This is a genomic window from Neorhizobium turbinariae, from assembly GCF_023223505.1.
Lineage (GTDB): Bacteria > Pseudomonadota > Alphaproteobacteria > Rhizobiales > Rhizobiaceae > Neorhizobium > Neorhizobium turbinariae.
Genome location: NZ_JALPRY010000016.1, coordinates 201,627 through 227,981, shown reverse-complemented (window position 1 = coordinate 227,981; position 26,355 = coordinate 201,627). Strand labels below are relative to the sequence as shown.

The following is a 26,355-nucleotide window of genomic DNA, read 5'->3' as shown; positions in this document are numbered from 1 at the left end:
GACGGGAATAGGCGCTGATCAAGAGCCGTCTAATCCCTCCGCCGGTGTTAACCGGATCAGGTTCCGCGGGTTGGCCAAGCCTCTCAGCCGCGATCAGCGGCACCCCGTTAGAGCGGAACAAGATTTACTGGCAGAGGGAGAAACTGGCAAGAGCGAGATGGGCGGCTCAGGCCGCCGCACCCATGTCCATGTACATGATCTCCCAGACGTGGCCATCGGGATCCTGGAAGGAGCAGCCGTACATGGGACCGAACTCCATGTTCGGCTTCCATTCGCTGCCGCCGGCGGCGAGCGCCTTCTTCTTGAAGTCGTCGACTTCAGCTCGGCTGCCGGCGGAAAGGCAGTTCAGCACCTGCGTGGATGTCCTGGCGTCGCTGATCTCACCATTGATGAAGCCCTTGAACTTCTCGTGGGTCAGCAGCATCACGTAGATCTGCTCGCTGACGATCATGCAGCTTGCCGTATCGTCGGAGAAGTCCGGGTTCCGGGTGAAGCCGAGCGCCGTGTAGAAACGCGTGGCGCCTTCAAGATCGGCAACCGGCAGGTTTACGAAAATCATCCGCATGTCAGTCTCCTCGTCCTTGGATGATGCGTTTGGTGCATGGCCCAAGGACGGGCGCGGCGTGGCCCAGCCGACAGCGGTCGCCGATTTATTTTCGACGTTTGCGGACGATCAGTGCCTGCTCTGCGGGAAGACCCGAAGTTCGCGTGGCACGACGGCCATGCCGCCCAGGCGGTTGGCAATCGCATAATCGATCGTCCGTTCCACCACCTCGGGCATGACCGGTTTGGTCAGCACGCCGAGCGGACCATCGACGCCATCCTCAACGTCTTCCGGGTTGCCTGTCATGAAGATGACGGTGACGCCATATTCCTGCGCCAGTTCGCGACCGATCTCCGGCCCGGTGCGACCGTCGGAAAGGTTGACGTCGACAAGGGCAATATCCGCATGGGCGCCGAGGGTCATGGCATGTTTGCGTCCGCTTGCGAAACCTGCGACCTGCAGGCCCATGCCCTCAACCGTTTCAGCGACATCGAGGGCAATCAGGAACTCGTCCTCGACGATCAATACGCGCTGGTTCATCGCTTCACTGGCCAGCCGACTACGCATTACATTTGTCAGCATGAGACGTCCCCATCCGTTCAGGGTTGTGAAACTGCCGAAGTCTCAACGTGATGTTTCGGCCTTTTCCTGCACATCGAACGGCGTGTGGGACAGAGTTGTTCCGGCTTGTGACAAATATTTCTGTGCGTAACTATTTGTTAAGCCTAACGAAATCTTAATCTAGCCTTCCAGCTCCTCGCGCAGCATCTCAAGCTCCAGCCATTCCTCTTCCATTTTCACCAACTTTTCCCGCAGCTTTTCCATCTCGGCTGCCAGACGGTTGAAGGTAGCGGGATTCTTGGTAAAGAGGTTGGGGTCGGCCATCTTCTGTTCGCGGGCTGCGATCTCTGCTTCCGCCTTCTCCATCTCCTTCGGCAGGTTTTCGAGCGCAAACTTCTGCTTGTAGGAAAGCTTGCCCTTGGCCTTTGGTGTTTCCGGAGCCGGCGCGGCGGAATCAGACTTCGCCTTTTCGGCCTTCTCCACCCGCCGTTTTTCCTCCAGCGCGCCGCGGCGCTGCGCCAGCATGTCGGTGTAACCGCCGGCATATTCGATCCAGCGGCCATCGGGCGCATCCGGGTTGGCGGGCGCAATCGTCGAGGTGACGGTGCGGTCGAGGAAGTCGCGATCGTGGCTGACGAGGATGACGGTGCCGCTGTAACCCGCGACAATCTCCTGCAGCAGGTCGAGGGTTTCGATATCGAGGTCGTTTGTCGGCTCGTCGAGGATCAGCAGGTTCGAGGGCTTGGCCATGATCCGCGCCAGCATGAGGCGGGCGCGCTCGCCACCGGAGAGGTTCTTGATCGGCGTCCTGATCTGCTCGGGCTGGAACAGGAAGTCCTTCATGTAACCCGCGACATGACGCTGCTCGCCGTTCACCAGCAAGGTCTCTCCGCGCCCGTCCGTCAGATAATGGGACAGGGTGTCTTCCGGATTGAGGTCTTCACGTTTCTGGTCGAGCGTGGCGATCTCCAGGTTGGTACCGAGCTTCACGGTGCCCGTGTCCGGCGCCAGCTGCCCGGTCAGCATCTTCAGGAGCGTGGTCTTGCCGGCGCCGTTCGGCCCGACGAGACCGATGCAATCGCCGCGATGCACGCGAATGGAGAAAGGCGCCACGATCGGTCGGTCGTAGCTCTTGGTGATGTTTTCCGCCTCGATCACCAGCTTGCCGGACTCACGGCCTTCGGTGATCTGTGCCTGCACGGTGCCTTGCGGACCCTTGTGGCCGCGGTAGTTGGCGCGCATCGTCTGGAGTTCACCAAGCCGGCGCATGTTGCGCTTGCGCCGCGCGGTCACGCCGTAGCGCAGCCAGTGCTCCTCGCGCTCGATCGCCTTGCCGAGCTTGTGCTGTTCCAGTTCCTCGGCTTCCAGAACCTCGTCGCGCCAAGCCTCGAAATGCGCAAAGCCGCGATCGAGGCGCCGTGATGTGCCGCGATCGAGCCAGACGGTGGCGGTCGATACCTTCTCGAGGAAACGCCGGTCGTGCGAGATGAGGACGAGGGCGCTCCGCGTCTTGCGCAGTTCCTCTTCCAGCCACTCGATCGTCGGCAGGTCGAGGTGGTTGGTTGGCTCGTCGAGCATCAGGATATCCGGCTGCGGAGCCATGACGCGCGCCAGCGCCGCGCGCCGCGATTCTCCTCCGGATAGCGTCTTGGGATCTTCCTGGCCTGTCAGCCCGAGATGCTCCAGTAGATAGGTGACGCGGTATGGGTCATCGCCAGGCCCGAGCCCTGCTTCGGCATAGGCCTGTACGGTATCGTAACCGCTGAAATCCGGCGCCTGCTCCAGATAGCGGATCGTCGAGGAGGGATGGCGAAATACCTCGCCCGACTGCGGCTCGACCATGCCGGCGGCGATCTTCATCAGGGTCGACTTGCCCGAGCCGTTGCGACCGACAAGGCAGATACGGTCACCCGGCTCGACCTGCAGGCCGGCGCCTGCAAGAAGGGGCGCGCCGCCGAAGCTCAGGAATATGTCATCGAGTTTGAGGATTGGGGGCGCCAAATCAGGCTCCTGTAAAATCAAAAGGGCGGGCGAGGATCATCGCCTTGCCGCTGCGTAGATGGAGTTCCACCCGGCCTTCCGCAACATTGGAAACGGTGCGCGAGGAGCCGAAGGGAAGCGTGAAGTCTTGAAGGGGATAGCGGGCTCCCCGGATGTCGAGGCCTTCGAGCCTGGAGAAGCCGATGACCGAGAACAGGGCGCCGGCCGGCAGGTCGAGCGTGCGGCGTTCACCGGCGATCAGGGGCAGGGCCTCCTCCTCGCCGGATGAAAGGGAAATCTCGAAGCCCTGCTCGGCCAGGCTTACTGCATGCAGCAGATGCTGGAGCGCGTGGTCGCTCCGTTCGCCGCCAAGCGCGCCGAGGAACACGAGCTTGCGGGCGCCTCTTTCGACCGCTTCCGCCGTCGCGATCTCGCCATCTGTTTCAGACTTGGCGGGCGGATAGGTCTTGCGCTCCACCTGCGGGAACCGATGGATCATATCATCGTCGGTAGAATCGAAGTCGCCGACCCACAGTTCAGGCATCACCCCCAGCGCCGGCGCATGCCGCATGCCGCTGTCTGCCGCGATGAAGCGGCTGCTTGCGACCGCGGCTTTGACGCGGTCGGTGACGGTGAGATTGCCGCCCAGCAGGATGGTGAAGGTGGATGCGATCATGGCCATGCCCATAGCGTAAAGCGGGGGCGGAGGGAAAGCGGCTTGCGCTTGCCTCTGAAGAATCGAGTCCCTAGTTAGCAGCGAGTTTTTGGATGGCAGGACACACGCATGCATTTCGAAGGTACAGCCGACTATATCGCCGACAAGGACCTGATGGTCGCGGTCAATGCCGGGATCCGGCTGGAGCGGCCGCTGCTCGTCAAGGGCGAGCCGGGCACGGGCAAGACCGAACTGGCGCGGCAGGTGGCGGCAGCGCTCGGCCTCGATCTCATCGAATGGAACGTCAAGTCCACCACCAAGGCGCAGCAGGGGCTTTACGAATATGATGCCGTTTCGCGCTTGCGTGACAGCCAGCTCGGCGATGAACGCGTCCATGATGTCGCCAACTACATTCGCCGCGGCAAGCTGTGGCAGGCCTTTGCCGCCGACAAGAAGGTCGTGCTGCTGATCGACGAGATCGACAAGGCCGACATCGAGTTCCCGAACGATCTGTTGCAGGAGCTCGATCGCATGGAGTTCCACGTCTATGAAACGGGCGAGACGGTGAAGGCCAAGGTGCGGCCAATCGTGATCATCACCTCCAACAACGAGAAGGAACTGCCGGACGCCTTCCTGCGGCGCTGCTTCTTCCACTACATCCGCTTTCCCGACGCCGAGACGCTGGCGCGCATCGTTGAGGTGCATTACCCGGGCATCAAGCAGGCGCTCGTGCGCAACGCGCTCAACCAGTTCTACGAGATCCGCGAGGTGCCGGGGCTGAAGAAAAAGCCGTCCACCTCCGAAGCGCTCGACTGGATCCGGCTGCTCGTCGCCGATGATGTCGATCCCGCGGACCTGCGCGCCGACCCGAAGAACGCCCTGCCCAAGCTGCACGGCGCACTGTTGAAGAACGAGCAGGACGTGCATCTTTTCGAGCGCATGGCCTTCATGGCAAGGCGCGAGAGGTAAGTTCGGAAGCGTGTCAGGCTGTCTTAGCCCTATAGATAAAGCTGGCCATGTCGGCTTCGCCAATGACCCTGTTGCGGCCTGCTGTCTTGGCCGCGTACAGCGCCCGATCGGCGCGTTCAATAGCAGGATCAAGCGTTGGCTCACGATCATTGGTTGTAGAGACGCCACAACTTACGGTAACCGGGGTCACGATGCCAAATTGATCCCAATTTCGTCCCGCAAAAGATACTCGCACGAGTTGGGCCATCGCGATCGCTTCGCGTTCTGTGGCATTGGGAATGAAGAGGATGAATTCTTCGCCGCCAATGCGCGCTGCATATCCGCACTGCGTGACCGCGCAATCGAGATCGTGCGCAAGCCCAGCAATTACCTTGTCACCTGCCGCATGTCCGTAACTGTCATTGATCTGCTTAAAGTGATCGATGTCACAGGTGACGACCGCGCCACCGATCGCGGCAGACCTGCGGCGGCTGGCGATAACCTGTTCGAAGCCTCGGCGATTTAGAAGACCCGTTAATGGGTCCCGGCTAGCATCGTCACGGTATCTTTCAATCGCTGACGATGCGGTAGCCGCCAAAGCGGTGAACGGGAAGAACATGCAAACGGTGATCGTGGTAACATGCACCGCGAGATTATAGGCAGAGTGGGCGAAGTCACCTAAATCATCGCTCAGATCGGTGAAGAACGTGAAAAACACCGCCCGCAGCACGGAATCGAATATCACAAGGACAGTCGAAACTAAGAGCGCGATATCAACAGGCCGGGTCGCTCGGGTGATAGCCGCCCAAACAGCGTGTACTAGGAGGAGAGCGAAGCCCACATCGGTCACGAATAGCTGTGCCTTCAGGCTTCCCAAGGTGAAGACAGAATACGCCAAGACGATTGTGTATGCGACTACGAATGCCAAACGTTCCCGCCGGGATTGAGGGGCGGCGAAATGGGTTAGCAGCCCACCGGCGTAACAGTAGGCTGCCCCGATAAAGACAAGGCCGGACGAGAACGCATCGAATGATGGCTCGATCGAGAATGTTGATAAAACGAAGCCTAAGGCAGTTTGGGCGAACCCAGCGCTCCACTGCCACGAGGGTGTGATCTTCAGCTGCCAAAGCAAAAGAAAGGCGAGCGAGACGATTGTGAAGAGGGCTGGAGGGATAAAAATAATGATATTGCCCGTCTCCATCGTAGACGCCGCCCCCCAACAACAGAACAATGTATGCAACCTTTAAGAGTGCAGATATTAAATTCCTCTGAACGGCGTTAGGGTGTGGGTAACAAGGATTGGAGGGCCAGTAGAGAGAGGACCTCGGGCGCGAAAGGCTTTGCTTTGAATGACCATGGCGGTATCGGCCCATCCGCTCTGGATCTGAGTAGCCAGTTTCGGCTCTTTGGAAGATTTCGCTGCCATTGACGCGCGCGATAGCAAGGCTTATTTGAGCAACTGTGTTTTGTGGTGATTTGGCCGGCCGGCTTGCAGCCACGTTAAAAAAGTCGCTAAAGGGCCGCGAGAAGATGACACCCAGTACATCCTTTTCCGGACCGGTCGCGATTTCGTCGCCGCCGGTTTTATTTTTTGTTGGGTTCAGCCATGCCGATCAAGATTCCAGATACGCTTCCCGCCTTCAGCACCCTTGTTTCGGAAGGGGTGCGGGTGATGACCGAAACCGTCGCCGTGCGGCAGGATATCCGTCCGTTGCAGATCGGGCTTCTCAATCTCATGCCCAACAAGATCAAGACCGAGATCCAGATCGCGCGTTTGGTCGGAGCATCGCCGCTGCAGGTGGAGCTGTCGCTCGTCCGTGTCGGCGGCCACAAGGCCAAGAACACGTCGGAAGAGCATCTGCTGTCGTTCTATGAGACCTGGGACGAGGTCAAGCACCGCAAGTTCGATGGCTTCATCATCACTGGCGCGCCGATCGAGACGCTTCCCTTCGAAGAGGTCACCTATTGGGATGAGATGAAGCAGATCTTCGACTGGACCGTCACCAACGTGCATTCGACCATGAATGTCTGTTGGGGCGCGATGGCGGCGATCTACCACTTCCACGGCGTGCCGAAATATGAGTTGAAGGAAAAGGCGTTTGGCGTGTACCGCCACCGCAATCTTGCTCCGTCATCCGTCTATCTCAACGGCTTTTCGGACGACTTCCAGGTGCCCGTTTCGCGCTGGACCGAGGTGCGTCGCGCTGATGTCGAAAAGGTGCCCGACCTCGAGATCCTGATGGAATCCGACGAGATGGGCATCTGCCTCGTGCATGAGAAGGCCGGCAAACGCCTCTACATGTTCAACCACGTCGAATACGACTCCACCTCGCTCGCCGACGAATATTTCCGCGACGTCAATGCCGGCATCCCGATCAAGATGCCGCATGACTATTTCCCGCATAACGATGACACGCTGACGCCCTTGAACCGCTGGCGCAGCCATGCGCATCTTCTGTTCGGCAACTGGATCAACGAGATCTACCAAACCACGCCATACGATCTGGAGAAGATCGGCACGGAGTAAGGCGGCCGCATGTTCATTCCGTTTTTCCTTCAGCTTCGGGATGCGAAGATACCCGTGACGCTGCGGGAATTCCTGGCGCTCCTCGAAGGGCTGGAAGAGGGACTGGCAGATTTTGATGTCGAAGCCTTCTATTTCCTCGCCCGCTCCGCGCTGGTGAAGGACGAGCGGCATATCGACAGGTTCGATCAGGTGTTCTCCTCCTATTTTCGCGGCGTCGAAGCCGTGTCCGGAGCGCCGGGTGTCGATGTGGCCGAGCTTCCGGAGGAATGGCTGCGCAAGCTTGTCGAAAAGCACCTGACGGACGAGGAAAAGAAGCTCGTCGAATCACTTGGCGGGTTCGAGAAGCTCATGGAGACGCTGAAGAAGCGGCTCGAAGAGCAGAAGGGGCGCCACCAGGGCGGCTCCAAATGGATTGGCACGGGCGGCACTTCGCCCTTCGGCGCCTATGGCTACAATCCGGAAGGCGTGCGGATCGGCCAGGACACGTCGCGCCATCGGCGGGCGGTGAAGGTTTGGGACAAGCGCGAGTTTCGCGATTTCGACGATACGGTCGAGCTTGGCACGCGCAACATCAAGATCGCCCTGAAGCGCCTGCGTCGCTGGGTGCGAGAAGGTGCGGCTGACGAGTTCGACCTGCCTGGCACCATCCGCTCCACCGCGGAGCATGGTTATCTCGACGTCCAGACACGGCCGGAACGGCGCAATGCCGTGAAGTTGCTGATGTTCTTTGATGTCGGCGGCTCGATGGATGACCACATCCGCATCGTCGAGGAACTGTTTTCCGCCGCGCGCGCCGAGTTCCGGCACATGGAGCATTTCTACTTCCACAATTGTCTATATGAAGGGGTCTGGAAGGAGAACCGGCGCCGGTCCGAGCGCATCGCGACGACGGACCTGATCCGCAGCTATGGCAGCGACTACCGGGTGATCTTCGTCGGCGACGCCTCGATGAGCCCCTACGAGATCACTCATCCCGGCGGGTCTGTGGAGCACTGGAACAAGGAGCCGGGAGCGGCGTGGATGCGCCGTGTCACGGATCACTTCCGCCGCTGCGCCTGGCTCAATCCGGTGCCGGATGAGCATTGGCGCTACACGACCTCGATCGGGCTGATGCGGCAGTTGATGGACGAGCGCATGTATCCGCTGACGCTCGGCGGGCTGGAACAGGCGACGCGGGTGCTGACCCGCTGACATGACAAAAATTAAGCGGCGCTGACGTTGCGGGTTTTCCGCAAATCGCGCAGTTTGGCCGCGAAAACACGGGTGGAGGGCATGTGATGATCGGTGAGGATCTTGAGCTATTCGGCAAAACGGAAACGGGCGAGCCGGTCTATCGCGTCAGGCTCACCGGTGGCGGGCTAACGGCCAATGTCATCACCTGGGGTGCGGTGATCCAGGACCTGCGGCTCGAAGGCCATGAGCCGCCGCTGGTGCTTGGCTTCGAGAACTTCGACGACTATCCGGTGCATTCGCAGTATTTCGGCGCCACCCCGGGCCGTTGCGCCAACCGCATCTCCGGCGGGCGCTTCACGCTGGACGGCAAGCAGTACCAGCTGGAGATGAACCAGCCGGGCATCGGACACCTGCATGGCGGCACGGATGGGCTTGGGCGCAGCAACTGGACAATTGTCGAGCATGGCGCTGACAAGGTCGTGCTGCGCATCACCGATCCGGACGGCCGCGCCGGTTATCCCGGCAATTGCACGGTGACGGCGACCTACCAACTGAAGGACGAGGGCGCGTTGTCGGTGCGCTACGAGACGACGACCGACCAGCCGACGCTCGCCAATATCTGCCAGCACTCGTATTTCAACCTCGACGGTCGCGAGGATGCGCTCGCCCACGACATCATGATCGCCGCCGACCATCTGGTCGAGGTCGATGAGAAGCAGTTGCCAACCGGCAAACTGACGCCGGTCGCGGGCACGGCTTACGACCTGCGCGAAATGGGCCCGATGAACCGCCAGGATGGCGGCAGCCAGGTGCTGTTCGACCACAATTATTGCCTGTCGGAGAACCGGGTCCCGAAGCGTTCGGTGGCGCTGGTGCGCAGCATCTATTCCGGCGTCTCGATGGAAGTGCGCACGACGGAGCCCGGCATCCAGTTTTATGCCGGCTTCAAGATCCCGCAGATCCCCGTGCCGGGGCTCGAGGGACGTCGCTACGGGCCATTCGCAGGCTTCTGCCTCGAAACGCAGATCTGGCCGGATGCCATCAACCACGAAGGCTTCCCGAACGTCGTGCTGCGCCCCGGCGAAACGCTGGTTCAGGACACTGACTACGTCTTTTCGAAGAGCTGAGGGAGGCGCCTGGCGTCTTCCTGTCATGAGGGCTGATCGACAGGGCGCTCGCTTACGCGGGCGTCTCTAGGCGATTGGGGGTGGTGGGAAATGTTGCGCCGTGCGTTCGCGAAAGGACGCTTCGTCGTCGCTCTGTCAGTTTTTCTGTCTGGGAGAAAACTGGAGCGGGCGAGGCGATTCGAACGCCCGACCCCAACCTTGGCAAGGTTGTGCTCTACCCCTGAGCTACGCCCGCTCATCAATCCATCGGTCTGGGGTAGTTCGCTAGACCGTGGCGCCGTCGGCTCGTTGCCGGCGACGGGCGCTATATGGCCCAGACCGTTTTCAGATGCAACAGGAAAATTGCGTTTGATGCGAAGAAAAATTCGCGACCTCGCAAAGCGCCTGCAAAGCAAGGATTTTGCTGTTGTTGATGCCGGCAGGATTGCCTTCGCTTGCCAGTTCCGGGCGCCCGGCTATAGTCCCGCACGCCTTCAACCAGAGCCGAACTGCCCATGACCGATTCTTTGCCCAAGACGCCGAGCGATCTTTTCCAGTTCCTCGACAGCCTCAACATCCGGCATTCGACCAAGAACCATCCGCCGGTCTTCACCGTGTCGGAATCAGAAAGCCTGCGCGACGAAATTCCCGGCGGCCACACGAAGAACCTCTTCGTCAAGGACAAGAAGGACCAGTACTTCGTGCTGACCGTCGAGGAGCGCGCCACGGTCGACCTCAAGACGGTGCACAAGGTGATTGGTGCGTCGAGCCGCGTCTCCTTCGGTCGCCCGGAAAAGCTGATGGAATATCTTGGCGTCGTGCCGGGCTCTGTCACCGCCTTCGGTGCCTTCAACGATACCGGCAACAATGTCACCTTCGTGCTGGACGAAGACCTGATGAAGCATGACATCATCAACGGGCATCCGCTTTCCAACGATGCCACGACATCGATCGGTCGCGATGACCTCATCCGTTTTCTCGAGGCGACCGGCCATCGTCCGCTTGTCTTGAAAGTCACGGACTGACATACGATCTTTGCAAGCAAGATTGCCAATGACAGCAAGCGCTTCGGGAGAACATTCATGAGCGGCACAGACAATCCCTACGGGGGCTCCTATGGCGGGCAGATGAATGCCACGGCCAGCTATGGCGGAGCGCCTGCGGCTGCTGCGGAAGCCGGCTATATCAAGGACACGACGACAGCCGGCTTCACCAAGGATGTTCTCGAGGAATCGCGTCGCCAGCCGGTGTTGGTTGATTTCTGGGCGCCGTGGTGCGGTCCGTGCAAGCAGTTGACACCGGTGATCGAAAAGGTGGTCAACGAGAGCAGGGGCCAGGTCAAGCTGGTCAAGATGAACATCGACGACCATCCGTCGATCCCCGGGCAGCTCGGCATCCAGTCCATCCCGGCGGTCATCGCCTTTGTTGACGGGCGTCCGGTCGATGGCTTCATGGGCGCGGTTCCGGAAAGCCAGATCCGCCAGTTCATCGAAAAGCTCGCCGGCCCTCCGGGTGCCGACCAGGCCGCTGAGATCGAAGCGGTCCTGGCGGAAGCCGAAACGCTGCTCGGCAATGGAGACGTTCAGGGTGCGGCACAGCTTTATGGCGCCGTGCTGCAGGCCGACCAGGAAAACGCCAAGGCGGCGGCCGGCATGATGCAATGCCTGATCGCGCTCGGAGACACTGATCGCGCAAGCCAGATGCTGGGCTCGCTTCCCGAGGATCTTGCGAAGGATCCGGCGGTGCAGGCCGTGGCCAAGAAACTCGAGCAGATCGAGGAGGCTCGCAAGCTGGGTGACCCCGTTGCGCTGCAGCGCCAGCTCGACGCCAACCCGGACGATCACGAGGCGCGGCTGAAGCTTGCGAAGATCCTCAACGTTCAGGGAGAGCGGGAGCAGGCGGCAGATCACCTGCTGACGATCATGCGCAAGGACCGGACCTTCGATGATGACGGCGCCCGCCGCCAGCTTCTGCAGTTCTTCGAGGTATGGGGTCCGAAGGATCCGGCCACGATTGCTGCCCGTCGACGCCTGTCGTCCATTCTTTTTTCGTAACAAGCAGGAGCGCCTCCCGCTCCTTGGCCTTGCGATCTGAAACAGCTGCCCCACATTCTCCGGGTGGCGAGCTTGTCGCCGGTCTGAGCCGATAGGTCGGGAGGTGTCGGACCCATGCATGTGGGAAATGCGAGATATCTGAAGCGTGAGGATCTGCCGGAAACGGCACCTGTGTTTCCTCTCACGGGGGCTCTGCTTCTGCCGGGCGGCCAACTGCCTCTCAACATCTTTGAGCCGCGTTACCTGGCCATGTTCGATGCGGCACTGGCCGGCGATCGGTTGGTCACCATGGTGCAGCCTTCGCTTGTCGAGGGTGAGGGTGCCGTGGAAAGCGTGCGGCCGCCGCTATCGAGCATCGGCTGCATCGGCCGCATCACCTCCTTTGCCGAAACCGGCGACGGGCGCTACATCACCTCGCTCAGCGGCATCTGCCGCGTGCGCCTGCTGGAGGAAGTGGGTGGCGGCCATCCGTACCGCACTTTCAAGCTTGCGCCCTTCATGACCGACCTTTCGGCTGAAGATGACGAGGGCAGCGTCAATCGCATGGAACTGTTGCGGGTGTTCCGCGCGTACCTCGATGCCAACAAGCTGGAAGCGGACTGGGAAAGCGTCGAGCGAGCCGGAAACCGCACGCTCGTCAACTCGCTGTCGATGATGTCGCCATTCGGGCCTGCTGAAAAGCAGGCGCTCCTGGAGGCGCCGGACCTGAAAACGCGCGCCGAAACCCTGATCGCCATCACCGAGATATTCCTGGCGCGTGGCTTCAGCGATTCCGAGCCGGTGCTTCAGTAGGCGAGCCATGGACGAAAAGCTCAGCAAGGTCGACCCGAAGCTTCTCGACCTCCTCGTCTGCCCGCTGACAAAGGGGCGGCTGTCGCTGAAGCGGGACAGCAACGAGCTCGTTTCGGAGCGGGCGCAGCTCGCCTACCCGATCCGGGATGGCATCCCGATCATGCTGGTGTCCGAAGCCCGCAAGATCGAAGACTGATCGCCAGCCTCAGATCGCCTCGCCACGCAGCAGGCTTGGACCCTCGCTCGATTTACCCGCCGCCTGGTCGATGAAGAAATTCTTCAGCTTCGGCATGCGCTCGACAATGCCGAGACCGAAGTCGCGGGCGACCCTGAGTGGCGTGTTGTCGTTGGAGAACAGCCGATTCAACACATCGGTAGTGACGCCCATGCGGAAGGTATCGAAGCGCCGCCAGGTCTGGTAACGCTCCAGCACGTCCAACGCGCCGATATCCAGTCCCAGCCTGTCGGCTTCGACGACCGTCTGCGCCAGCGCTGCGACATCCTTGAAGCCGAGGTTCAGGCCCTGGCCGGAGATCGGGTGGATGCCATGCGCCGCGTCGCCCGCCAGCGCCAGTCTTGGTGCAACGAAGGAGCGTGCCAGCGTCAGGCCGAGCGGGAATGCCTTGCGGCCTCCCACCACCTGGATCTCGCCGAGCTTGTGGCCGAAGCGGCGCTGCAGTTCATCCTCGAAGACGAGATCATCCGATTCGACCAGCCGATCGGCATCGGCGGTGCGTTCTGTCCATACCAGCGACGAGCGGTTGCCGGTGAGCGGCAGGATGGCGAAGGGGCCGGAGGGCAGGAAGTGCTCTTCCGCCACGCCTTCATGCGGGCGCTCGTGGGAAACGGTCGTGACGATGCCCGACTGGCCGTATTCCCAGGTGACCGTCTTGATGCCGGCCATGTCGCGCAGCTTGGAGCGAACGCCGTCGCAGGCGACGAGCAGCCGCGTCTGGGTGGTCGAGCCGTCCGAGAAGGATACCTGGCACTGGCTGCCGGTGTTCGTGAAGCCGGTGGCGCGGATCCCGTGGCGGATGGTGATGCCCAGCCGCTCGGCTGCGCCACGCAGCGCACGCACCATGCTGACATTCGGCACCATATGGGCAAACGGGCGGCCCTCCTCGACCTCTCCATCGAAGGTCAGGAAGACGGGGCGCACGGGGTCCGAGGTGCGGCTGTCGGTGACGATCATGCGGTTGATCGGCTGGGCGTCGGGCAGGATCTCGTTCCACACACCAAGTACTTCCAGCATGCGCGTCGCCGCCGCGATGATCGCCGAAGCGCGTTCGTCCTTTTGCCAGACGTGCTCGGGCACGGCCTCAACCACTTCCACGGCAAGATGCGGCGCCGCCTGTTTGACCGCGACCGCCGCGGCAAGCCCTACGTAACCGCCTCCCACAACCAGCATGTCCAGCATTTGCGCCCACTCCCGTACGACTTGAGAAACTTCTGAGCGAGATATAGATCATCGGCCAGCCGCTTCCTACCGTTGGAGATCGTCATAATGTCGCGCCAGACCCAAATGCCTTCCGCCATGGAGACTTTGATCGCGACGCTGGATCTCGAAACGCTGGAGCATAACCTGTTTCGCGGTACGAGCCCGGATATCGGCTGGCAGCGGGTTTTCGGCGGTCAGGTGATCGCGCAGGCGCTGATGGCGGCGCAGAGAACCGTGGATGCCGACCGGTTCGTTCATTCGCTGCACGCCTATTTCATGCGACCGGGTGATCCGGCCGTGCCGATCCTCTACCAGGTCGAGCGCATCCGCGACGGATCGAGCTTCGCAACGCGACGCGTGGTGGCGATCCAGCACGGCAAGGCGATCTTTTCTCTGTCTGCCTCCTTCCAGATCGAGGAGGATGGCTTTGACCACCAGTTTCCGATGCCGGAGGTCACGCCGCCGGAACAGTTGATGGGTGAGAAGGAGTTCAAGGAGCTCTTCCTGCCCAAGGCGCCGGCCACCGTGCGCCGGTATTGGGAGCAGGAGCGGCCGATCGAGGTTCGCCCGACATCGCTCGTCCATTACCTCAGCAAGGACAAGCTGGAGCCGCGCCAGGACATCTGGGTCCGGACGGTGGGCGAGGTGCCAAATAACCGCCACTACCAGGCGGCCGTCCTCGCTTATCTCTCGGACATGACGCTGCTCGACGTCTCGCTATATCCGCATGGCATCTCACTGTTCGATCCGACCATGCAGGCGGCGAGCCTTGACCATGCCATGTGGTTCCATCGTCCGGTGCAGTTCGATGACTGGTTGCTCTACAGCCAGGATAGCCCGAGTGCATCGGGTGCCCGCGGAATGACCAGAGGCAGCATCTATACCCGGTCCGGCACGCTGATCGCCTCGGTTGCCCAGGAAGGTTTGATTCGCAAACGGGCAGACGCACAATAATTATGCATATTTGAATCTCTGCCCATATTTTTGCCCAAATTCGGCCGCGCGACTGCCTGTTTGAGCGGCTTTATGAAAACTCTCTTTTACTTTCAGTAAATTACCTATCGTCCTCGAATCTGGCACGCCCTTTGAATGTATCTGCTCAGTCGCCGTCACTTGTTGGCGCGATGAGCAGGATCCGGCCTGAAACGCCGAGACAAACAAAGGATGGGAAGCCAGATGAAAATCGTGATGGCCATTATCAAGCCGTTCAAGCTGGATGAGGTGCGCGAAGCCCTTACGGCTGTCGGGATCCAAGGCCTGACCGTCACCGAAGTCAAAGGTTACGGGCGCCAGAAGGGACATACCGAGATCTACCGCGGTACCGAATACGCCGTAAGTTTTCTGCCCAAGCTGAAAATCGAAATTGCCGTCCCGACGGACCTCGTTGATCGCGCCGTCGAAGCGATCGCGTCTGCCGCCAAGACCGGCCAGATCGGTGACGGCAAGATTTTTGTCTACTCGATCGAGCAGGCCGTGCGCATCCGTACCGGCGAAACCAACACAGAAGCGCTCTAAGCACGGCTGACAGGGGAGTTTTTAAGCTATGCTATCCAACAAGATTTCTACTCTGGGACGCCTGGGTGCCGCGGCTGCGGCCCTGATGGCTCCGGCTGGCGCGTTTGCGCAGGACGCTGCCGCCGCCGCTGCTCCCGAAACCATCAACGCCGGCGATACCGCCTGGATGCTGATGTCCACCGTGCTCGTTCTCTTCATGATCCTGCCGGGCCTTGCGCTGTTCTACGGTGGTCTCGTTCGCACCAAGAACATGCTTTCCGTTCTCATGCAGTGCCTGGTTGTTTCCTCGGCCGTCATGATCATCTGGGTCGTGTACGGCTACAGCCTTGCCTTCACCAACGGTGGCGGCCTCAACACCTATATCGGCAGCTTCGAAAAGCTGTTCCTGGTAGGCGTGAACTCCGACAGCATTTCCGGCACCATTCCGGAATATGTCTTCATTTCCTTCCAGATGACGTTTGCCTGCATCACGCCGGCGCTGATCGTCGGTGCCTTCGCCGAGCGCATCAAGTTCTCGGCGGTGATCCTGTTCACCGTCCTCTGGGTGACCTTCGTCTATTTCCCGATGGCACACATGGTCTGGTCGGGTGACGGCGCCCTGATGTGGGACTGGGGTGCGCTCGACTTCGCCGGCGGCACGGTTGTTCACATCAACGCTGGTATCGCAGGTCTCGTTGGCGCGATCATGGTCGGCAAGCGTACCGGCTTCGGCAAGGACATGATGGCTCCGCACTCCATGACGCTCACCATGGTCGGCGCTTCTATGCTGTGGGTTGGCTGGTTCGGCTTTAACGCCGGTTCTGCTGCTGCCGCGAACGGCACCGCTGGCCTCGCCATGATCAACACCTTCACGGCAACTGCCGGCGCCGTCGTCGCATGGTGCGTCATCGAAACCTTTGCCCGTGGCAAGGCTTCCATGCTGGGTGCAGCTTCCGGCGTCATCGCCGGCCTCGTTGCCGTCACCCCGGCCGCTGGTGCCGTCGGCCCGATCGGCGCGATTTTCCTCGGCGCGATCGCTTCGGCCCTCTGCTACTTTGCGGTCTCGGTCGTGAAGAACAAGTTCGGTTACGACGACACGGCAGACGTCTTTGGCGTCCACGGCGTTGGCGGCATCGTCGGGGCCATCGGCACCGGCATCTTCGCCAGCACCTCGCTCGGTGGCGGCGGTTATGTCGAAGGCGTGACCATGGCGGCCCAGGTCTGGGTCCAGATCAAGTCGGTCATCGTCACGATCCTGTGGTGCGGCATTGGCTCGGCGATCCTCTACAAGATCGTTGACGTGATCGTCGGTCTGCGCGTTCCGGTCGAAGCCGAACGCGAAGGTCTCGACCTCGCCAGCCACGGCGAAGCCGCCTACCACAACTAAGCCTGCAGCACGCAGAAAACGAACCACGGAAGGCCCGGACAATGTCCGGGCCTTTTGCCGTTTCGGCTGATCTTCACCATTCATTGAGGTTAAAGCCGTCTTAACCATCCGCCCGCTATCGTTGGAAGGAATCGTGCGAGTCGCAGGCATCTGCCGGCTCGCGCAGGCTGGACGTGGCAAGAACGGCGGTACAGGAAATGGGCAGAAGCAGTTCCGCGACGATGGCGAACCACTCGACGCGCTATGTGCTCACGGCTTTTGTGTTGCGACAGGCACTGGCCTTGGCCGGATTTTGTGTCTTCGTGGGGCTCGGCCTTGCGGTTGCAGCGCTGGCGACCTGGAACGTGTCCGACCCGAGTTTCTCCTACGCCACCGACAACCCGCCCACCAACATTCTCGGATATTCAGGTGCTGCCTTTGCCGACCTGATGATGCAGTTCCTGGGTCTTGCCAGCATCGTCGCGCTGTTGCCGATCCTTGCCGTGGCGCTGGCGCTCATTTCCGGCCGCCGTTACGACCGCATTCCTGCACGGCTGGCTGCCTGGGGCGGCGGCACATTGCTCGCCGCCGCGACGCTCGGCTGCTTTCCGGCGCCGCCGACCTGGCCGATCCCGAACGGTATCGGTGGTGTCATCGGTGACATGATCCTGCGCTTTCCGGCGCTCTTCGTCGGTGCCTACCCGACCGGCATGGTGGCAACCGTGCTCGGCTGCATCTTCACCATCCCCTGCATCTACCTGATGCTGTTTGCCTCCGGTCTCGTGGGCGAAGCCTTCGAGGAGGAATTTGCCGATGATGACCAGCCGGTTGTCGTCGCACGGGCGCGGCCGCGCCGCGAAGAAGTCGAGGATGAAGATGATGAGGACGGGCTTCTCACGCGCCTGTCGAACTTCCTCGCCTTTGGCGCCATCGCTCACTATTGGTACATCACCCAGGCACGGCTGCGTCGGATCGTCGGCATCAAGCCGCGTCCGCGCGTGGCCTTCGACCAGCCTTACGATTTCAACGAAGACGAGTTCGGCACGCTCAACGAGCCGGTGCGCGCCAAGGTGACGCCGGCGACGGCGGGCCAGCGGCTGGAGCCTTCGCTGGATGGTCCGGCTCCGCGTGCCGCCAATCCGCGCCGCGTTGTGTCGACGCCAGCGATTGCCGCGCTGGATGACAACTATGATGACGATCCACCATTTGACATGGACGACATGCCGCCGCGTCCGGCCGGCATCCTTTCCGATGACGATGACCTGCCTTTTGCAGCCTCACGCGCCTCGCAGGCGGGCGGGCGGAGCTCGTCGCGCGTTGTCCCTGCCGCAACGCCACCGAAGCCGAGCGCCCGCGTTGCCCGTGACGCACAATCCAGCTTCATTTCCCCCGACGGATTCCAGCTTCCGTCTGTCCACCTTCTGAACGAACCGAAGGCCGTTGCGCGCGATGCCTCGCTGTCGGCCGATGCGCTGGAGCAGAATGCACGCCTGCTCGAAGGCGTGCTGGAGGACTTTGGCGTCAAGGGTGAGATCATCCATGTCCGGCCGGGTCCGGTCGTGACGCTTTATGAACTCGAGCCTGCGCCAGGCATCAAGTCTTCCCGCGTGATCGGTCTTGCCGATGACATTGCCCGCTCGATGAGTGCGATCGCCGCGCGTGTCGCCGTTGTTCCGGGTCGAAACGCAATTGGTATCGAACTGCCGAACAGGACGCGCGAAACCGTCTACCTGCGCGAGATGATCGGCTCCAAGGATTTTGAGGGCAGCAAGGCGAAGCTCGCCATGGCGCTCGGCAAGACGATCGGCGGCGAACCCGTCGTGGCCGACCTTGCCAAGATGCCGCATCTGCTTGTCGCCGGTACCACCGGTTCGGGTAAGTCGGTCGCTATCAATACGATGATCCTGTCGCTGCTTTACCGCTACACGCCGGAAAAGTGCCGCCTGATCATGATCGACCCGAAGATGCTTGAACTCTCCGTCTATGACGGTATTCCGCATCTGCTCTCTCCCGTTGTCACGGACCCGAAGAAGGCCGTTGTCGCGCTCAAGTGGACCGTCCGCGAGATGGAAGAGCGCTACAAGAAGATGTCGAAGATCGGCGTGCGCAACATCGACGGCTTCAACAGCCGCGTCGAGCAGGCGATCGAAAAGGGCGAGGTCCTGACCCGGACGGTGCAGACGGGCTTCGACCGCCAGACGGGCGAGGCCGTCTACGAGACGGAGGAATTCGATCTGCAGCCGATGCCTTACATCGTCGTCATCATCGACGAAATGGCCGACCTGATGATGGTGGCCGGCAAGGATATCGAGGGCGCCGTCCAGCGCCTGGCGCAGATGGCACGTGCAGCCGGCATCCATGTCATCATGGCGACCCAGCGTCCATCGGTCGACGTCATCACCGGTACGATCAAGGCGAACTTCCCGACGCGCATCTCCTTCCAGGTCACCTCGAAGATCGACAGCCGCACCATTCTCGGTGAGCAGGGAGCCGAACAACTGCTCGGCATGGGCGACATGCTCTACATGGCCGGCGGCGGACGCATCCAGCGTGTCCACGGGCCTTTCGTGTCCGACACGGAAGTCGAGGACATCGTCGCCTACTTGAAAACGCAGGGCGCACCCCAATATCTCGATGCGATCACGGCGGACGACGACGAAGAGGATGAAGGCGGCGGGCCAGCGGGCACCTCCAACCTCTCCGACTCGGATGATCCCTATGATCAGGCGGTGGCGATCGTGCTGCGTGACGGCAAGGCATCCACCTCCTATATCCAGCGCCGCCTCGGCATTGGCTACAACCGTGCCGCCTCCCTGATCGAGCGTATGGAGCAGGAGGGGCTCATCGGCCCCGCCAACCATGCCGGCAAGCGCGAGATACTGGTGCCGACCGAGAGCGACATCCTCGATCGGTAAGGCTTTCGTGATCACGGCGCGCCTGCCCTCAAGCCGCCGTGTTTGCCGCCGAGAGAAGCAGGGAAGGAGACCAGAATGACAGAAGAAAAATCGATCCTTTCGAATATCGGGCGCCGGCAGTTCTCGCTTGGCCTCCTGAGCCTGGCAGCCACGACGCTGGTCCCGCAGCTTGGTTTCGCGCAGTCATCCTCGGCCGCGCAGAAGATCGCCGACCACTTTTCGTCGGTTAAGACGATGATGGGCGAATTCGTGCAGTTCGGCCCGCGCGGCGAGCAGACCGGCGGCAAGTTCTTTATCGAGCGTCCCGGCAAGCTTCGTTTCAATTTCGAGGATCCGTCCCCGATCCGCGTCATCGCAGACGGCAAGAATGTCGTGATCGGCAATCTCAAGCTGAAGACCTGGGACATCTATCCGCTGTCCAAGACGCCGCTCAGCCTGCTGCTCGCGAACCGCATCGACCTTGGCAACCAGATGGTGCGCGACGTCCGCGAGGAATCCGACCTCACCACCATCGTGCTCGGCAACAGGACTGTGTTCGGCGACTCGACCATCACCATGATGTTCGATTCCAAGACCTATGACCTTCGCCAGTGGACGATCACCGATGCCCAGAACAAGGACACTTCGGTGATGATCTACAACGTCCGCAACGGCGTGAACTTCGACAACAAGGTCTTCACGATCCCCTACGACGAAGTCCGCAAGCTTTAAGCCGCATCCTCGGCCTTTTCGCTTTCCGCGGCGACGCAAATTCCCTAAACCTCGCGGTGAAATGCGAGGTTTTCTTTTATGACGTTTTCCATCACCACCTGGAATATCAACTCGGTCCGGCTGCGCATGCCGATCGTCGAGCAGTTCATCGTCCGCCACAAGCCGGACATCCTGTGCCTCCAGGAGATCAAGTGCCAGGAGCCGGAATTCCCGCTCCAGCCCTTCAAGGACCTTGGCTACCCCCATGTGATCATCCACGGGCAGAAGGGCTATCACGGCGTTGCAATCGCCTCGAAGGTGCCGCTTCTGGAAGATCACCGCCAAAACTACTGCAATGTCGGCGATGCGCGCCATATCTCGGCGATCTTCGAGCGCGGCTCGCGCCGCATCCGGCTGCACAACTTCTATGTCCCGGCTGGCGGCGATGCACCCGATCGCAGCATCAACCCGAAGTTCGGCCACAAGCTCGACTTCGTGGAAGAGATGAAGGCGCTGAAGGCCGACCCGATGCCCGGCATATCGTCCATTCTCGTCGGCGACCTCAACATCGCGCCGCTCGAGCATGACGTCTGGTCGCACAAGCAGATGCTGAAGATCGTCAGCCACACGCCGGTCGAGACCTCCGGCTTGATCGAGGTGATGCAGAAGGGCGGCTGGCTTGACCTGATGCGCCAACACGTGCCGGAAACGGAAAAGCTTTATACCTGGTGGAGCTATCGCGCGAAGGACTGGCTGGCGGCCGACAAGGGGCGCCGCCTGGACCACATCTGGTCGTCGCCGGATCTTGGGCCCTTCCTGGAGCGGATCGACGTGCTGAAGGAAGCACGTGGCTGGAACCAGCCGTCCGACCATGTGCCGGTGACGGCTGTGTTCAAGTTCTAGGGTAGGTGAAGGGCAGCCTGACGGGCTGCCCTTGTCGATCTATCGGAACCGATGCTCCATTGCGGCAGCGGCCTTGGCCAGCCCCGCGATGTTATCCTTGATGCGTGCCTCGACCACGCGGCCAACCTGCGGATATTCCTCCAGCAGGCGGTGGAACAGCGAGCGGCTGATCTTCATCGCTTCGCCGTCTTCCACCGCAACGGCGGTGAACTTGCGCTCCACCATCGTCACGAGCGCGAGCTCGGACAGGAGCGTGCCAGGGCCAACCACCGCCTCGACCCGTTGCTCGCCATCCCGGCCCGTCACCCGCAGCTCAAAATGGCCGCGCGCGACGATGAAGGCCGATTCCGCCGGCGACTTCTCGCGAAACAGCTGCTTGCCCGGCTCCACCTGGCGCCGCTCGGCGCCAAAGGCGACAAGCCGAAGCTGGTCCTCGGTCATGTCCCGGAACAGCGGGACCTGGGACAGCAGCCGGATATCCTCGATAAGCGCCATGGGTGGTTCTGATGCCTGCCTTTACGGAACGATCTTGTAGCCGCCGTTCTCGGTGACGAGGATCTCGGCGTTGGAAGGATCACGCTCGATCTTCTGCCGCAGGCGGTAGACGTGGGTTTCCAGTGTATGCGTGGTCACGCCGGAATTATAGCCCCAGACTTCTTCAAGCAGGATATCGCGCGTCACAACCTTCTGGCCGGCCCGGTAAAGGTAGCGGATGATCGCGGCTTCCTTTTCCGTCAGGCGAATTTTCTTGCCGTCTTCGGTGGTCAAGAGCTTCTGGCTCGGCTTGAAGACGTAAGGGCCGACGGTAAACGTCGCGTCCTCGCTCTGCTCGTACTGGCGCAGCTGGGCACGGATACGCGCCAGCAGGACCGCAAAGCGGAAGGGCTTGGTGACATAGTCGTTGGCGCCCGCTTCCAGGCCAAGGATCGTGTCGGAATCCGTGTCATGGCCCGTCAGCATGATGATCGGCGCCTTGAAGCCGTTCTTGCGCAGCAGCTTCACAGCCTCGCGCCCATCCATGTCCGGCAGGCCAACGTCCATGATCAACAGGTCGATCTGGCTCGCCTTGGCTGTGTTCATCGCCTTGGCGGCATTGGCTTCCTGGAGGATCGAGAATTCTTCGTAGAACGACAGCTGCTCGACAAGCGTCTCGCGCAGATCATCGTCGTCATCCACCAGAAGTATCGTACGTGCTGCCATGCGTCATGCCTTTCGTTCACCCGGTGCAGGCGTAAGCCTTTTCATGCACATTCAGGTTGTTCGATCTAAATCCCAACGTGCTATGAATTCAAACGAAATCATATTCAAAGCAAAACCTTGTGAGAAAAATGCAGCATTCTCGTCATCAGCACCGTGATCGTCCGACGATCATCACGGTGCGAACGGCGCCGCGCAACCGACAGCGCGCCCTGGTTTCGATTGGCCCGGTCACGATGCAGGCGGCGCTCGGGCGTTCAGGCACGACCTGCCTGAAGCGGGAAGGCGATGGCGCGACTCCAATCGCCAGCATGCGGCTTCTCTATGGCTTCACACGCGGAGAACGGGTGCGCCTGCCGCCGACCGGGCTGCCGATGAAGCGCATCAAGGCAGACATGCTGTGGTGCGACCAGCCGGACCATCCTTCCTATAACCAACTGGTGAAGGCGCCCTTCAAGCCAAGCCATGAGGAGATGAAGCGGGCGGATGGTCTCTACGACGTCTGCCTTGTGCTCGACTGGAACATTACCTCGCGCCGGCGCCACCGCGGCTCGGCGATCTTCTTCCACCTGATCAAGCCCGGCTACCAGCCGACCGCCGGGTGTGTTGCCGTGAGCCTCCGCGACATGAAGCGCTTGCTGCCGTTCCTGCGGAAGGGAACGTTGGTGAGGGTGGTCGGCTGAAACAAAAATGCCCGGCGTTGTCGCCGGGCATCGAGGCATGACTTAGCGGAAGCGGGTTATTTCCACTCGCGGATGTCGACGAAATGGCCGGCGATCGCTGCGGCTGCGGCCATGGCCGGAGAAACGAGGTGCGTACGGCCCTTGTAGCCCTGGCGGCCTTCGAAGTTGCGGTTCGAGGTCGATGCGCAACGTTCGCCCGGCTTCAGGCGGTCATCGTTCATGGCCAGGCACATGGAGCAGCCCGGCTCGCGCCACTCGAAGCCCGCGTTCTTGAAGATCACGTCGAGGCCTTCAGCTTCCGCCTGTTCCTTGACGATGCCGGAGCCCGGAACGATCATCGCTGACACCGTCGGCGCAACAGTGCGGCCTTCCACTACCTTGGCGGCGGCGCGCAGGTCTTCGATGCGGCCGTTGGTGCAGGAGCCGATGAAGACGCGATCGATCGCGATATCCGTCATCTTGGTGCCCGGCTTCAGGCCCATGTAGTCAAGCGCGCGCCACTTGGAGGCACGCTTGGTTTCGTCCTGGATCTCATCCGGGTTCGGAACCACGCCCTGAACCGACACAACGTCTTCCGGCGAGGAACCCCAGGAGACGATCGGCGGCAGGTTGGCGGCATCAAGCACGACAACCTTGTCGAAATGCGCGCCTTCGTCGGTGTGAAGCGTCTTCCAGTAGTCGAGCGCCATGTCCCAGGCTGTGCCCTTCGGGGCGCGCGGCTTGTCCTTGATGTATTCGAAGGTCGTCTCGTCCGGTGCGATGAGGCCGGCGCGGGCGCCGCCTTCGATCGTCATGTTGCAGACCGTCATGCGGCCTTCCATGGACAGCGAACGGATTGCTTCGCCGGCGAACTCGATGACGTGGCCGGTGCCGCCTGCGGTGCCGATCTCGCCGATGATGGCGAGGATGATGTCCTTGGCGGTGACGCCCGGCGGCAACTGGCCGTCAACACGCACCAGCATGTTCTTGGCCTTCTTCTGCACCAGCGTCTGGGTGGCCAGCACGTGCTCCACTTCGGAGGTGCCGATGCCATGCGCGAGCGCGCCGAAAGCGCCGTGGGTCGAGGTGTGGCTGTCGCCGCAGACAATCGTCATGCCCGGCAGCGTGAAGCCCTGTTCGGGGCCAACAATATGTACGATGCCCTGCCGGACATCCTTTTCCGAATAATATTCGACGCCGAAGTCACGCGCGTTCTGGGCCAGCGCTTCCACCTGGATGCGGCTTTCCTCGTTCTTGATGCCCTCGTGGCGGTCGGAGGTGGTCGGCACGTTGTGGTCAACGACGGCAAGCGTCTTCTGCGGCGCGCGCACCTTGCGGCCGGCCATGCGCAGACCTTCAAACGCCTGTGGCGACGTCACTTCGTGGACGAGGTGACGGTCGATATAGAGAAGACAGGTGCCGTTTTCGTCGGTCGAGACAACGTGGTCGTCCCAGATCTTGTCATAGAGGGTACGTGGTGCGCTCATGGCTGCTATCCGTTCAGCTGAATGAAGTGAGTATCGGGAAGAATGGCAGCATCAGGCTGCCCAAGCTGAGAAGATCAGCTAAGTCGGTCGCAAAGCGCGCCGGATACCCGCGCGAAGAAGCGTGCCGGCAGACGCTTGTGGTCCTGCAGCACGATGATCTGGTTCGCGAGGCATCTGAATTTTGATCCCATGGCTGCCGGGATAACAGTTTTCGGCGAAATCGGCAACGGATTTGCGCGATCTGGGTGCTGATCGCGCTCCAGAAACAGAAAAGGCGGCCCGAGAGCCGCCTTTCCAGATCAATTCTATCGAGAAGCTTATTCAGCTGCTGCTTCTGCAGCCTTTGCTTCTTCAGCTGCCTTGGCTTCAGCGGCTTCTGCTGCTGCCTTTTCGGCGGCGAGAGCCTGTGCTGCAGCTACCTTTTCAGCTTCCAGGCGTGCCTTTTCTTCGGCAACGGCCTGACGCTCGGCGTCGTTCAGCTTGCGAGCGCGAACGCCGGTGTTCTCGACGATACGAGCCGACTTGCCGCGCAGGTTGCGCAGGTAGTAGAGCTTCGCACGACGGACCTTACCGCGGCGAACGACTTCAACGCCTTCAACCATCGGCGAGCAAACCGGGAATACGCGCTCAACGCCTTCGCCGTAGGAAATCTTGCGGACCGTGAAGCTTTCATTGAGGCCGCCACCGGAACGGGCAATGCAAACGCCTTCGTAGGCCTGTACGCGGGTACGGTTACCTTCCGTCACGCGGACGTTGACGCGAACGGTGTCGCCCGGGGAAAATTCGGGAAGCGTACGCTTGGCTTCGATCTTGGCGACCTGTTCGGCCTCAAGCTGCTGGATGATGTTCATCGTCTCAAACCCTTGGTTCTTCTGAAACAGCCAGAGCGCTCCTTCATTCCTTGGTCCATGCCTCGGAACTTGCCATTCGGCTGAGCGGGTTCGCCATTCTTTGTTGCTGGTCGAGGGGAGTATCTCCCACGTCCGGGTGCGCCATTACACCAAAGAGCAGCACTTGTCATCCCATTGGGGTGCAAATTTTTCGGTCAAACCTGCTGTTGCCGGACCTGAGCGAAGGCGATATCTCCGCAAATCAGGGATGAGGAACTTTCAATGACAATAACAATGATCGTGTTGCTGGCCGCCGCCGGGTTCGTTTCTGGCGCGGTGAATGCGATTGCCGGCGGCGGTACTTTCCTGACTTTCGGTGCAATGACCATCGCCGGGGTTCCGCCGATCACCGCCAATGCCACGTCGTCGATCGTGCAACTGCCGGGCTACATCACGTCGACGCTCGCCTACAAGGACGAGATATCCAAGGTCTGGCGGGGTGCGCTGCTCCTTTCAGCCGTTTCCGTGCTCGGCGCCCTGGGCGGATCGCTCATCCTGCTCTCGCTCGACAACCCGTCCTTCCGTTCGCTCGTCCCTTGGCTTCTCGCTGCGGCGACCGCGGTTTTCGCGGCCGGGCCGTGGCTGACACCGAAGGCGACCGCCGAACGCACGGCCAATTCGCCGTCCACCGTCATCGGCCAGTTCCTCACCTCGATCTATGGCGGGTTCTTTGGCGCCGGCATGGGGATCATGATGCTCGCCGTGCTCGGCATCACCATGGGCGGCAACTACCACCATCTCAATGCGCTCAAGAACATGTTCGCGACGTTGATCGCCATGGTCGCAATTGTCGTTTTCATCGGCGGTGGCGTCATTGCCTGGCCGGAAGCGCTGGTGATGATCCCGGCCGGCGGGCTTGGCGGCTATTCCGGCGTCTGGATGGCGCGGCGCGTTCCGCAGGTCGTGCTTCGCTGGTGTGTCGTCGGCGTCGGTATTGCTTTGACGATCTATTATTTCGTCACGGGTTGAGGCG

At 61.1% G+C, this 26,355-nt stretch carries 26 protein-coding genes, 1 tRNA gene and 2 riboswitches; of the genes, 16 read left to right on the top strand and 11 right to left on the bottom strand.

Going from position 1 to position 26,355, the window contains the following annotated elements:
* Window positions 1–16: 16 nt before the first annotated feature.
* Window positions 17–117, bottom strand: a riboswitch (TPP riboswitch).
* 49 nt (window positions 118–166) lie between these two features.
* The 4 genes from M0654_RS15450 to M0654_RS15435 all read right to left on the bottom strand — a co-directional run bounded on the left by M0654_RS15450 (window position 167) and on the right by M0654_RS15435 (window position 3,767).
* Window positions 167–565 carry a VOC family protein gene (locus M0654_RS15450; protein WP_248683874.1) on the bottom strand — a complete coding sequence of 133 codons (399 nt, stop codon included), beginning with the start codon at window positions 563–565 and terminating at the stop codon, window positions 167–169.
* Window positions 566–673: 108 nt separating this feature from the next.
* The gene (locus tag M0654_RS15445; RefSeq protein WP_118850956.1) at window positions 674–1,126 is read right to left on the bottom strand and encodes a response regulator; all 453 of its coding nucleotides are present in this window, start codon (window positions 1,124–1,126) and stop codon (window positions 674–676) included.
* A 159-nt stretch (window positions 1,127–1,285) separates the two neighbouring features.
* Window positions 1,286–3,106 (bottom strand): ABC-F family ATP-binding cassette domain-containing protein, encoded by a 1,821-nt coding sequence (locus tag M0654_RS15440; protein ID WP_248683873.1) that lies wholly within the window; start codon window positions 3,104–3,106, stop codon window positions 1,286–1,288.
* A gap of 1 nt (window position 3,107) precedes the next feature.
* Window positions 3,108–3,767, bottom strand: a complete 660-nt coding sequence (locus M0654_RS15435) for a thiamine diphosphokinase (protein WP_248683872.1) — start codon at window positions 3,765–3,767, stop codon at window positions 3,108–3,110.
* 102 nt (window positions 3,768–3,869) lie between these two features.
* On the opposite strand from M0654_RS15435, the gene M0654_RS15430 reads away from it, so the two are divergent.
* Window positions 3,870–4,709: an AAA family ATPase gene (locus M0654_RS15430; RefSeq protein WP_248683871.1), complete on the top strand. Its 840-nt coding sequence runs from the start codon at window positions 3,870–3,872 to the stop codon at window positions 4,707–4,709.
* 13 nt (window positions 4,710–4,722) lie between these two features.
* Here M0654_RS15430 and M0654_RS15425 read toward each other — a convergent pair whose 3' ends face one another.
* Window positions 4,723–5,889, bottom strand: coding sequence for a GGDEF domain-containing protein (locus tag M0654_RS15425; protein ID WP_248683870.1), 1,167 nt, complete (start codon window positions 5,887–5,889; stop codon window positions 4,723–4,725).
* Window positions 5,890–6,146: 257 nt separating this feature from the next.
* Window positions 6,147–6,224, top strand: a riboswitch (SAM riboswitch).
* Window positions 6,225–6,294: 70 nt separating this feature from the next.
* On the opposite strand from M0654_RS15425, the gene metA reads away from it, so the two are divergent.
* The 3 genes from metA to M0654_RS15410 all read left to right on the top strand — a co-directional run bounded on the left by metA (window position 6,295) and on the right by M0654_RS15410 (window position 9,515).
* Complete coding sequence (gene metA / locus M0654_RS15420; protein ID WP_248683869.1) at window positions 6,295–7,215, top strand: homoserine O-acetyltransferase MetA; 921 nt, start codon at window positions 6,295–6,297, stop codon at window positions 7,213–7,215.
* Between the two features lie 9 nt (window positions 7,216–7,224).
* Window positions 7,225–8,406 carry a vWA domain-containing protein gene (locus tag M0654_RS15415; RefSeq protein ID WP_248683868.1) on the top strand — a complete coding sequence of 394 codons (1,182 nt, stop codon included), beginning with the start codon at window positions 7,225–7,227 and terminating at the stop codon, window positions 8,404–8,406.
* 86 nt (window positions 8,407–8,492) lie between these two features.
* Window positions 8,493–9,515, top strand: a complete 1,023-nt coding sequence (locus M0654_RS15410) for an aldose epimerase family protein (protein ID WP_248683867.1) — start codon at window positions 8,493–8,495, stop codon at window positions 9,513–9,515.
* A 160-nt stretch (window positions 9,516–9,675) separates the two neighbouring features.
* Here the strand turns inward: M0654_RS15410 and M0654_RS15405 are convergent.
* Window positions 9,676–9,750: transfer RNA gene (locus tag M0654_RS15405), tRNA-Gly, on the bottom strand.
* A gap of 259 nt (window positions 9,751–10,009) precedes the next feature.
* Between M0654_RS15405 and M0654_RS15400 the strand changes: the two genes are divergently transcribed.
* The 4 genes from M0654_RS15400 (at window position 10,010) to M0654_RS15385 (ending at window position 12,536) form a co-directional block, all read left to right on the top strand.
* The gene (locus M0654_RS15400) at window positions 10,010–10,519 is read left to right on the top strand and encodes a prolyl-tRNA synthetase associated domain-containing protein (protein ID WP_248683866.1); all 510 of its coding nucleotides are present in this window, start codon (window positions 10,010–10,012) and stop codon (window positions 10,517–10,519) included.
* 57 nt (window positions 10,520–10,576) lie between these two features.
* A complete protein-coding gene (gene trxA / locus M0654_RS15395; protein WP_248683865.1) occupies window positions 10,577–11,548 on the top strand; it encodes a thioredoxin in 972 nt (323 codons plus the stop codon).
* Between the two features lie 114 nt (window positions 11,549–11,662).
* Complete coding sequence (locus M0654_RS15390) at window positions 11,663–12,340, top strand: LON peptidase substrate-binding domain-containing protein (protein WP_248683864.1); 678 nt, start codon at window positions 11,663–11,665, stop codon at window positions 12,338–12,340.
* A gap of 7 nt (window positions 12,341–12,347) precedes the next feature.
* Window positions 12,348–12,536, top strand: coding sequence for a Trm112 family protein (locus M0654_RS15385; RefSeq protein ID WP_118850947.1), 189 nt, complete (start codon window positions 12,348–12,350; stop codon window positions 12,534–12,536).
* A gap of 9 nt (window positions 12,537–12,545) precedes the next feature.
* On the opposite strand, the gene M0654_RS15380 is transcribed toward M0654_RS15385, so the two are convergent.
* A complete protein-coding gene (locus M0654_RS15380) occupies window positions 12,546–13,757 on the bottom strand; it encodes a ubiquinone biosynthesis hydroxylase (protein ID WP_248683863.1) in 1,212 nt (403 codons plus the stop codon).
* Between the two features lie 87 nt (window positions 13,758–13,844).
* Here M0654_RS15380 and tesB point away from each other — a divergent pair, with 87 nt between their 5' ends.
* The 6 genes from tesB to M0654_RS15350 all read left to right on the top strand — a co-directional run bounded on the left by tesB (window position 13,845) and on the right by M0654_RS15350 (window position 21,146).
* Complete coding sequence (gene tesB, locus M0654_RS15375; RefSeq protein WP_248683862.1) at window positions 13,845–14,732, top strand: acyl-CoA thioesterase II; 888 nt, start codon at window positions 13,845–13,847, stop codon at window positions 14,730–14,732.
* Between the two features lie 210 nt (window positions 14,733–14,942).
* Window positions 14,943–15,293, top strand: a complete 351-nt coding sequence (locus M0654_RS15370; protein ID WP_282571652.1) for a P-II family nitrogen regulator — start codon at window positions 14,943–14,945, stop codon at window positions 15,291–15,293.
* Window positions 15,294–15,321: 28 nt separating this feature from the next.
* Entirely contained in the window at window positions 15,322–16,659 is a 1,338-nt protein-coding gene (locus M0654_RS15365) for an ammonium transporter (protein WP_248683860.1), read from the top strand.
* 197 nt (window positions 16,660–16,856) lie between these two features.
* The gene (locus M0654_RS15360; protein WP_248683859.1) at window positions 16,857–19,553 is read left to right on the top strand and encodes an FtsK/SpoIIIE family DNA translocase; all 2,697 of its coding nucleotides are present in this window, start codon (window positions 16,857–16,859) and stop codon (window positions 19,551–19,553) included.
* Window positions 19,554–19,628: 75 nt separating this feature from the next.
* Window positions 19,629–20,264 (top strand): outer membrane lipoprotein carrier protein LolA, encoded by a 636-nt coding sequence (locus tag M0654_RS15355; RefSeq protein ID WP_118850942.1) that lies wholly within the window; start codon window positions 19,629–19,631, stop codon window positions 20,262–20,264.
* A 78-nt stretch (window positions 20,265–20,342) separates the two neighbouring features.
* Window positions 20,343–21,146, top strand: a complete 804-nt coding sequence (locus M0654_RS15350) for an exodeoxyribonuclease III (RefSeq protein ID WP_248683858.1) — start codon at window positions 20,343–20,345, stop codon at window positions 21,144–21,146.
* 39 nt (window positions 21,147–21,185) lie between these two features.
* Here M0654_RS15350 and M0654_RS15345 read toward each other — a convergent pair whose 3' ends face one another.
* Both M0654_RS15345 and M0654_RS15340 read right to left on the bottom strand, forming a co-directional pair.
* Window positions 21,186–21,641, bottom strand: coding sequence for a cyclic nucleotide-binding domain-containing protein (locus M0654_RS15345; RefSeq protein ID WP_248683857.1), 456 nt, complete (start codon window positions 21,639–21,641; stop codon window positions 21,186–21,188).
* A gap of 21 nt (window positions 21,642–21,662) precedes the next feature.
* Window positions 21,663–22,346, bottom strand: a complete 684-nt coding sequence (locus M0654_RS15340) for a response regulator transcription factor (RefSeq protein ID WP_118850939.1) — start codon at window positions 22,344–22,346, stop codon at window positions 21,663–21,665.
* A 128-nt stretch (window positions 22,347–22,474) separates the two neighbouring features.
* Here M0654_RS15340 and M0654_RS15335 point away from each other — a divergent pair, with 128 nt between their 5' ends.
* A complete protein-coding gene (locus M0654_RS15335; protein ID WP_248683856.1) occupies window positions 22,475–23,026 on the top strand; it encodes a L,D-transpeptidase family protein in 552 nt (183 codons plus the stop codon).
* Window positions 23,027–23,082: 56 nt separating this feature from the next.
* On the opposite strand, the gene leuC is transcribed toward M0654_RS15335, so the two are convergent.
* Both leuC and rplS read right to left on the bottom strand, forming a co-directional pair.
* Window positions 23,083–24,492 carry a 3-isopropylmalate dehydratase large subunit gene (leuC, locus tag M0654_RS15330; protein WP_118850937.1) on the bottom strand — a complete coding sequence of 470 codons (1,410 nt, stop codon included), beginning with the start codon at window positions 24,490–24,492 and terminating at the stop codon, window positions 23,083–23,085.
* Window positions 24,493–24,809: 317 nt separating this feature from the next.
* The gene (rplS, locus tag M0654_RS15325) at window positions 24,810–25,343 is read right to left on the bottom strand and encodes a 50S ribosomal protein L19 (protein ID WP_118850935.1); all 534 of its coding nucleotides are present in this window, start codon (window positions 25,341–25,343) and stop codon (window positions 24,810–24,812) included.
* Between the two features lie 261 nt (window positions 25,344–25,604).
* Between rplS and M0654_RS15320 the strand changes: the two genes are divergently transcribed.
* On the top strand, window positions 25,605–26,351 hold the full coding sequence (locus tag M0654_RS15320) for a sulfite exporter TauE/SafE family protein (RefSeq protein ID WP_248683855.1): 747 nt from the start codon (window positions 25,605–25,607) through the stop codon (window positions 26,349–26,351).
* Window positions 26,352–26,355 lie beyond the last annotated feature (4 nt).

Bases quoted from the DNA above. Each gene is read 5' to 3' on its own strand.
- M0654_RS15425 (WP_248683870.1), bottom strand. From the start codon at position 5,889: ATGGAGACGGGCAATATCATTATTTTTATCCCTCCAGCCCTCTTCACA.
- M0654_RS15445 (WP_118850956.1), bottom strand. From the start codon at position 1,126: ATGCTGACAAATGTAATGCGTAGTCGGCTGGCCAGTGAAGCGATGAAC.
- M0654_RS15430 (WP_248683871.1), top strand. From the start codon at position 3,870: ATGCATTTCGAAGGTACAGCCGACTATATCGCCGACAAGGACCTGATG.
- M0654_RS15365 (WP_248683860.1), top strand. From the start codon at position 15,322: ATGCTATCCAACAAGATTTCTACTCTGGGACGCCTGGGTGCCGCGGCT.
- M0654_RS15410 (WP_248683867.1), top strand. From the start codon at position 8,493: ATGATCGGTGAGGATCTTGAGCTATTCGGCAAAACGGAAACGGGCGAG.
- tesB (WP_248683862.1), top strand. From the start codon at position 13,845: ATGTCGCGCCAGACCCAAATGCCTTCCGCCATGGAGACTTTGATCGCG.
- metA (WP_248683869.1), top strand. From the start codon at position 6,295: ATGCCGATCAAGATTCCAGATACGCTTCCCGCCTTCAGCACCCTTGTT.
- M0654_RS15360 (WP_248683859.1), top strand. From the start codon at position 16,857: ATGGGCAGAAGCAGTTCCGCGACGATGGCGAACCACTCGACGCGCTAT.
- M0654_RS15400 (WP_248683866.1), top strand. From the start codon at position 10,010: ATGACCGATTCTTTGCCCAAGACGCCGAGCGATCTTTTCCAGTTCCTC.
- M0654_RS15320 (WP_248683855.1), top strand. From the start codon at position 25,605: ATGACAATAACAATGATCGTGTTGCTGGCCGCCGCCGGGTTCGTTTCT.
- M0654_RS15385 (WP_118850947.1), top strand. From the start codon at position 12,348: ATGGACGAAAAGCTCAGCAAGGTCGACCCGAAGCTTCTCGACCTCCTC.
- M0654_RS15335 (WP_248683856.1), top strand. From the start codon at position 22,475: ATGCAGCATTCTCGTCATCAGCACCGTGATCGTCCGACGATCATCACG.
- rplS (WP_118850935.1), bottom strand. From the start codon at position 25,343: ATGAACATCATCCAGCAGCTTGAGGCCGAACAGGTCGCCAAGATCGAA.
- M0654_RS15380 (WP_248683863.1), bottom strand. From the start codon at position 13,757: ATGCTGGACATGCTGGTTGTGGGAGGCGGTTACGTAGGGCTTGCCGCG.
- M0654_RS15415 (WP_248683868.1), top strand. From the start codon at position 7,225: ATGTTCATTCCGTTTTTCCTTCAGCTTCGGGATGCGAAGATACCCGTG.
- M0654_RS15390 (WP_248683864.1), top strand. From the start codon at position 11,663: ATGCATGTGGGAAATGCGAGATATCTGAAGCGTGAGGATCTGCCGGAA.
- leuC (WP_118850937.1), bottom strand. From the start codon at position 24,492: ATGAGCGCACCACGTACCCTCTATGACAAGATCTGGGACGACCACGTT.
- M0654_RS15345 (WP_248683857.1), bottom strand. From the start codon at position 21,641: ATGGCGCTTATCGAGGATATCCGGCTGCTGTCCCAGGTCCCGCTGTTC.
- M0654_RS15435 (WP_248683872.1), bottom strand. From the start codon at position 3,767: ATGGCCATGATCGCATCCACCTTCACCATCCTGCTGGGCGGCAATCTC.
- M0654_RS15340 (WP_118850939.1), bottom strand. From the start codon at position 22,346: ATGGCAGCACGTACGATACTTCTGGTGGATGACGACGATGATCTGCGC.
- M0654_RS15350 (WP_248683858.1), top strand. From the start codon at position 20,343: ATGACGTTTTCCATCACCACCTGGAATATCAACTCGGTCCGGCTGCGC.
- M0654_RS15355 (WP_118850942.1), top strand. From the start codon at position 19,629: ATGACAGAAGAAAAATCGATCCTTTCGAATATCGGGCGCCGGCAGTTC.
- trxA (WP_248683865.1), top strand. From the start codon at position 10,577: ATGAGCGGCACAGACAATCCCTACGGGGGCTCCTATGGCGGGCAGATG.
- M0654_RS15370 (WP_282571652.1), top strand. From the start codon at position 14,943: ATGGGAAGCCAGATGAAAATCGTGATGGCCATTATCAAGCCGTTCAAG.
- M0654_RS15450 (WP_248683874.1), bottom strand. From the start codon at position 565: ATGCGGATGATTTTCGTAAACCTGCCGGTTGCCGATCTTGAAGGCGCC.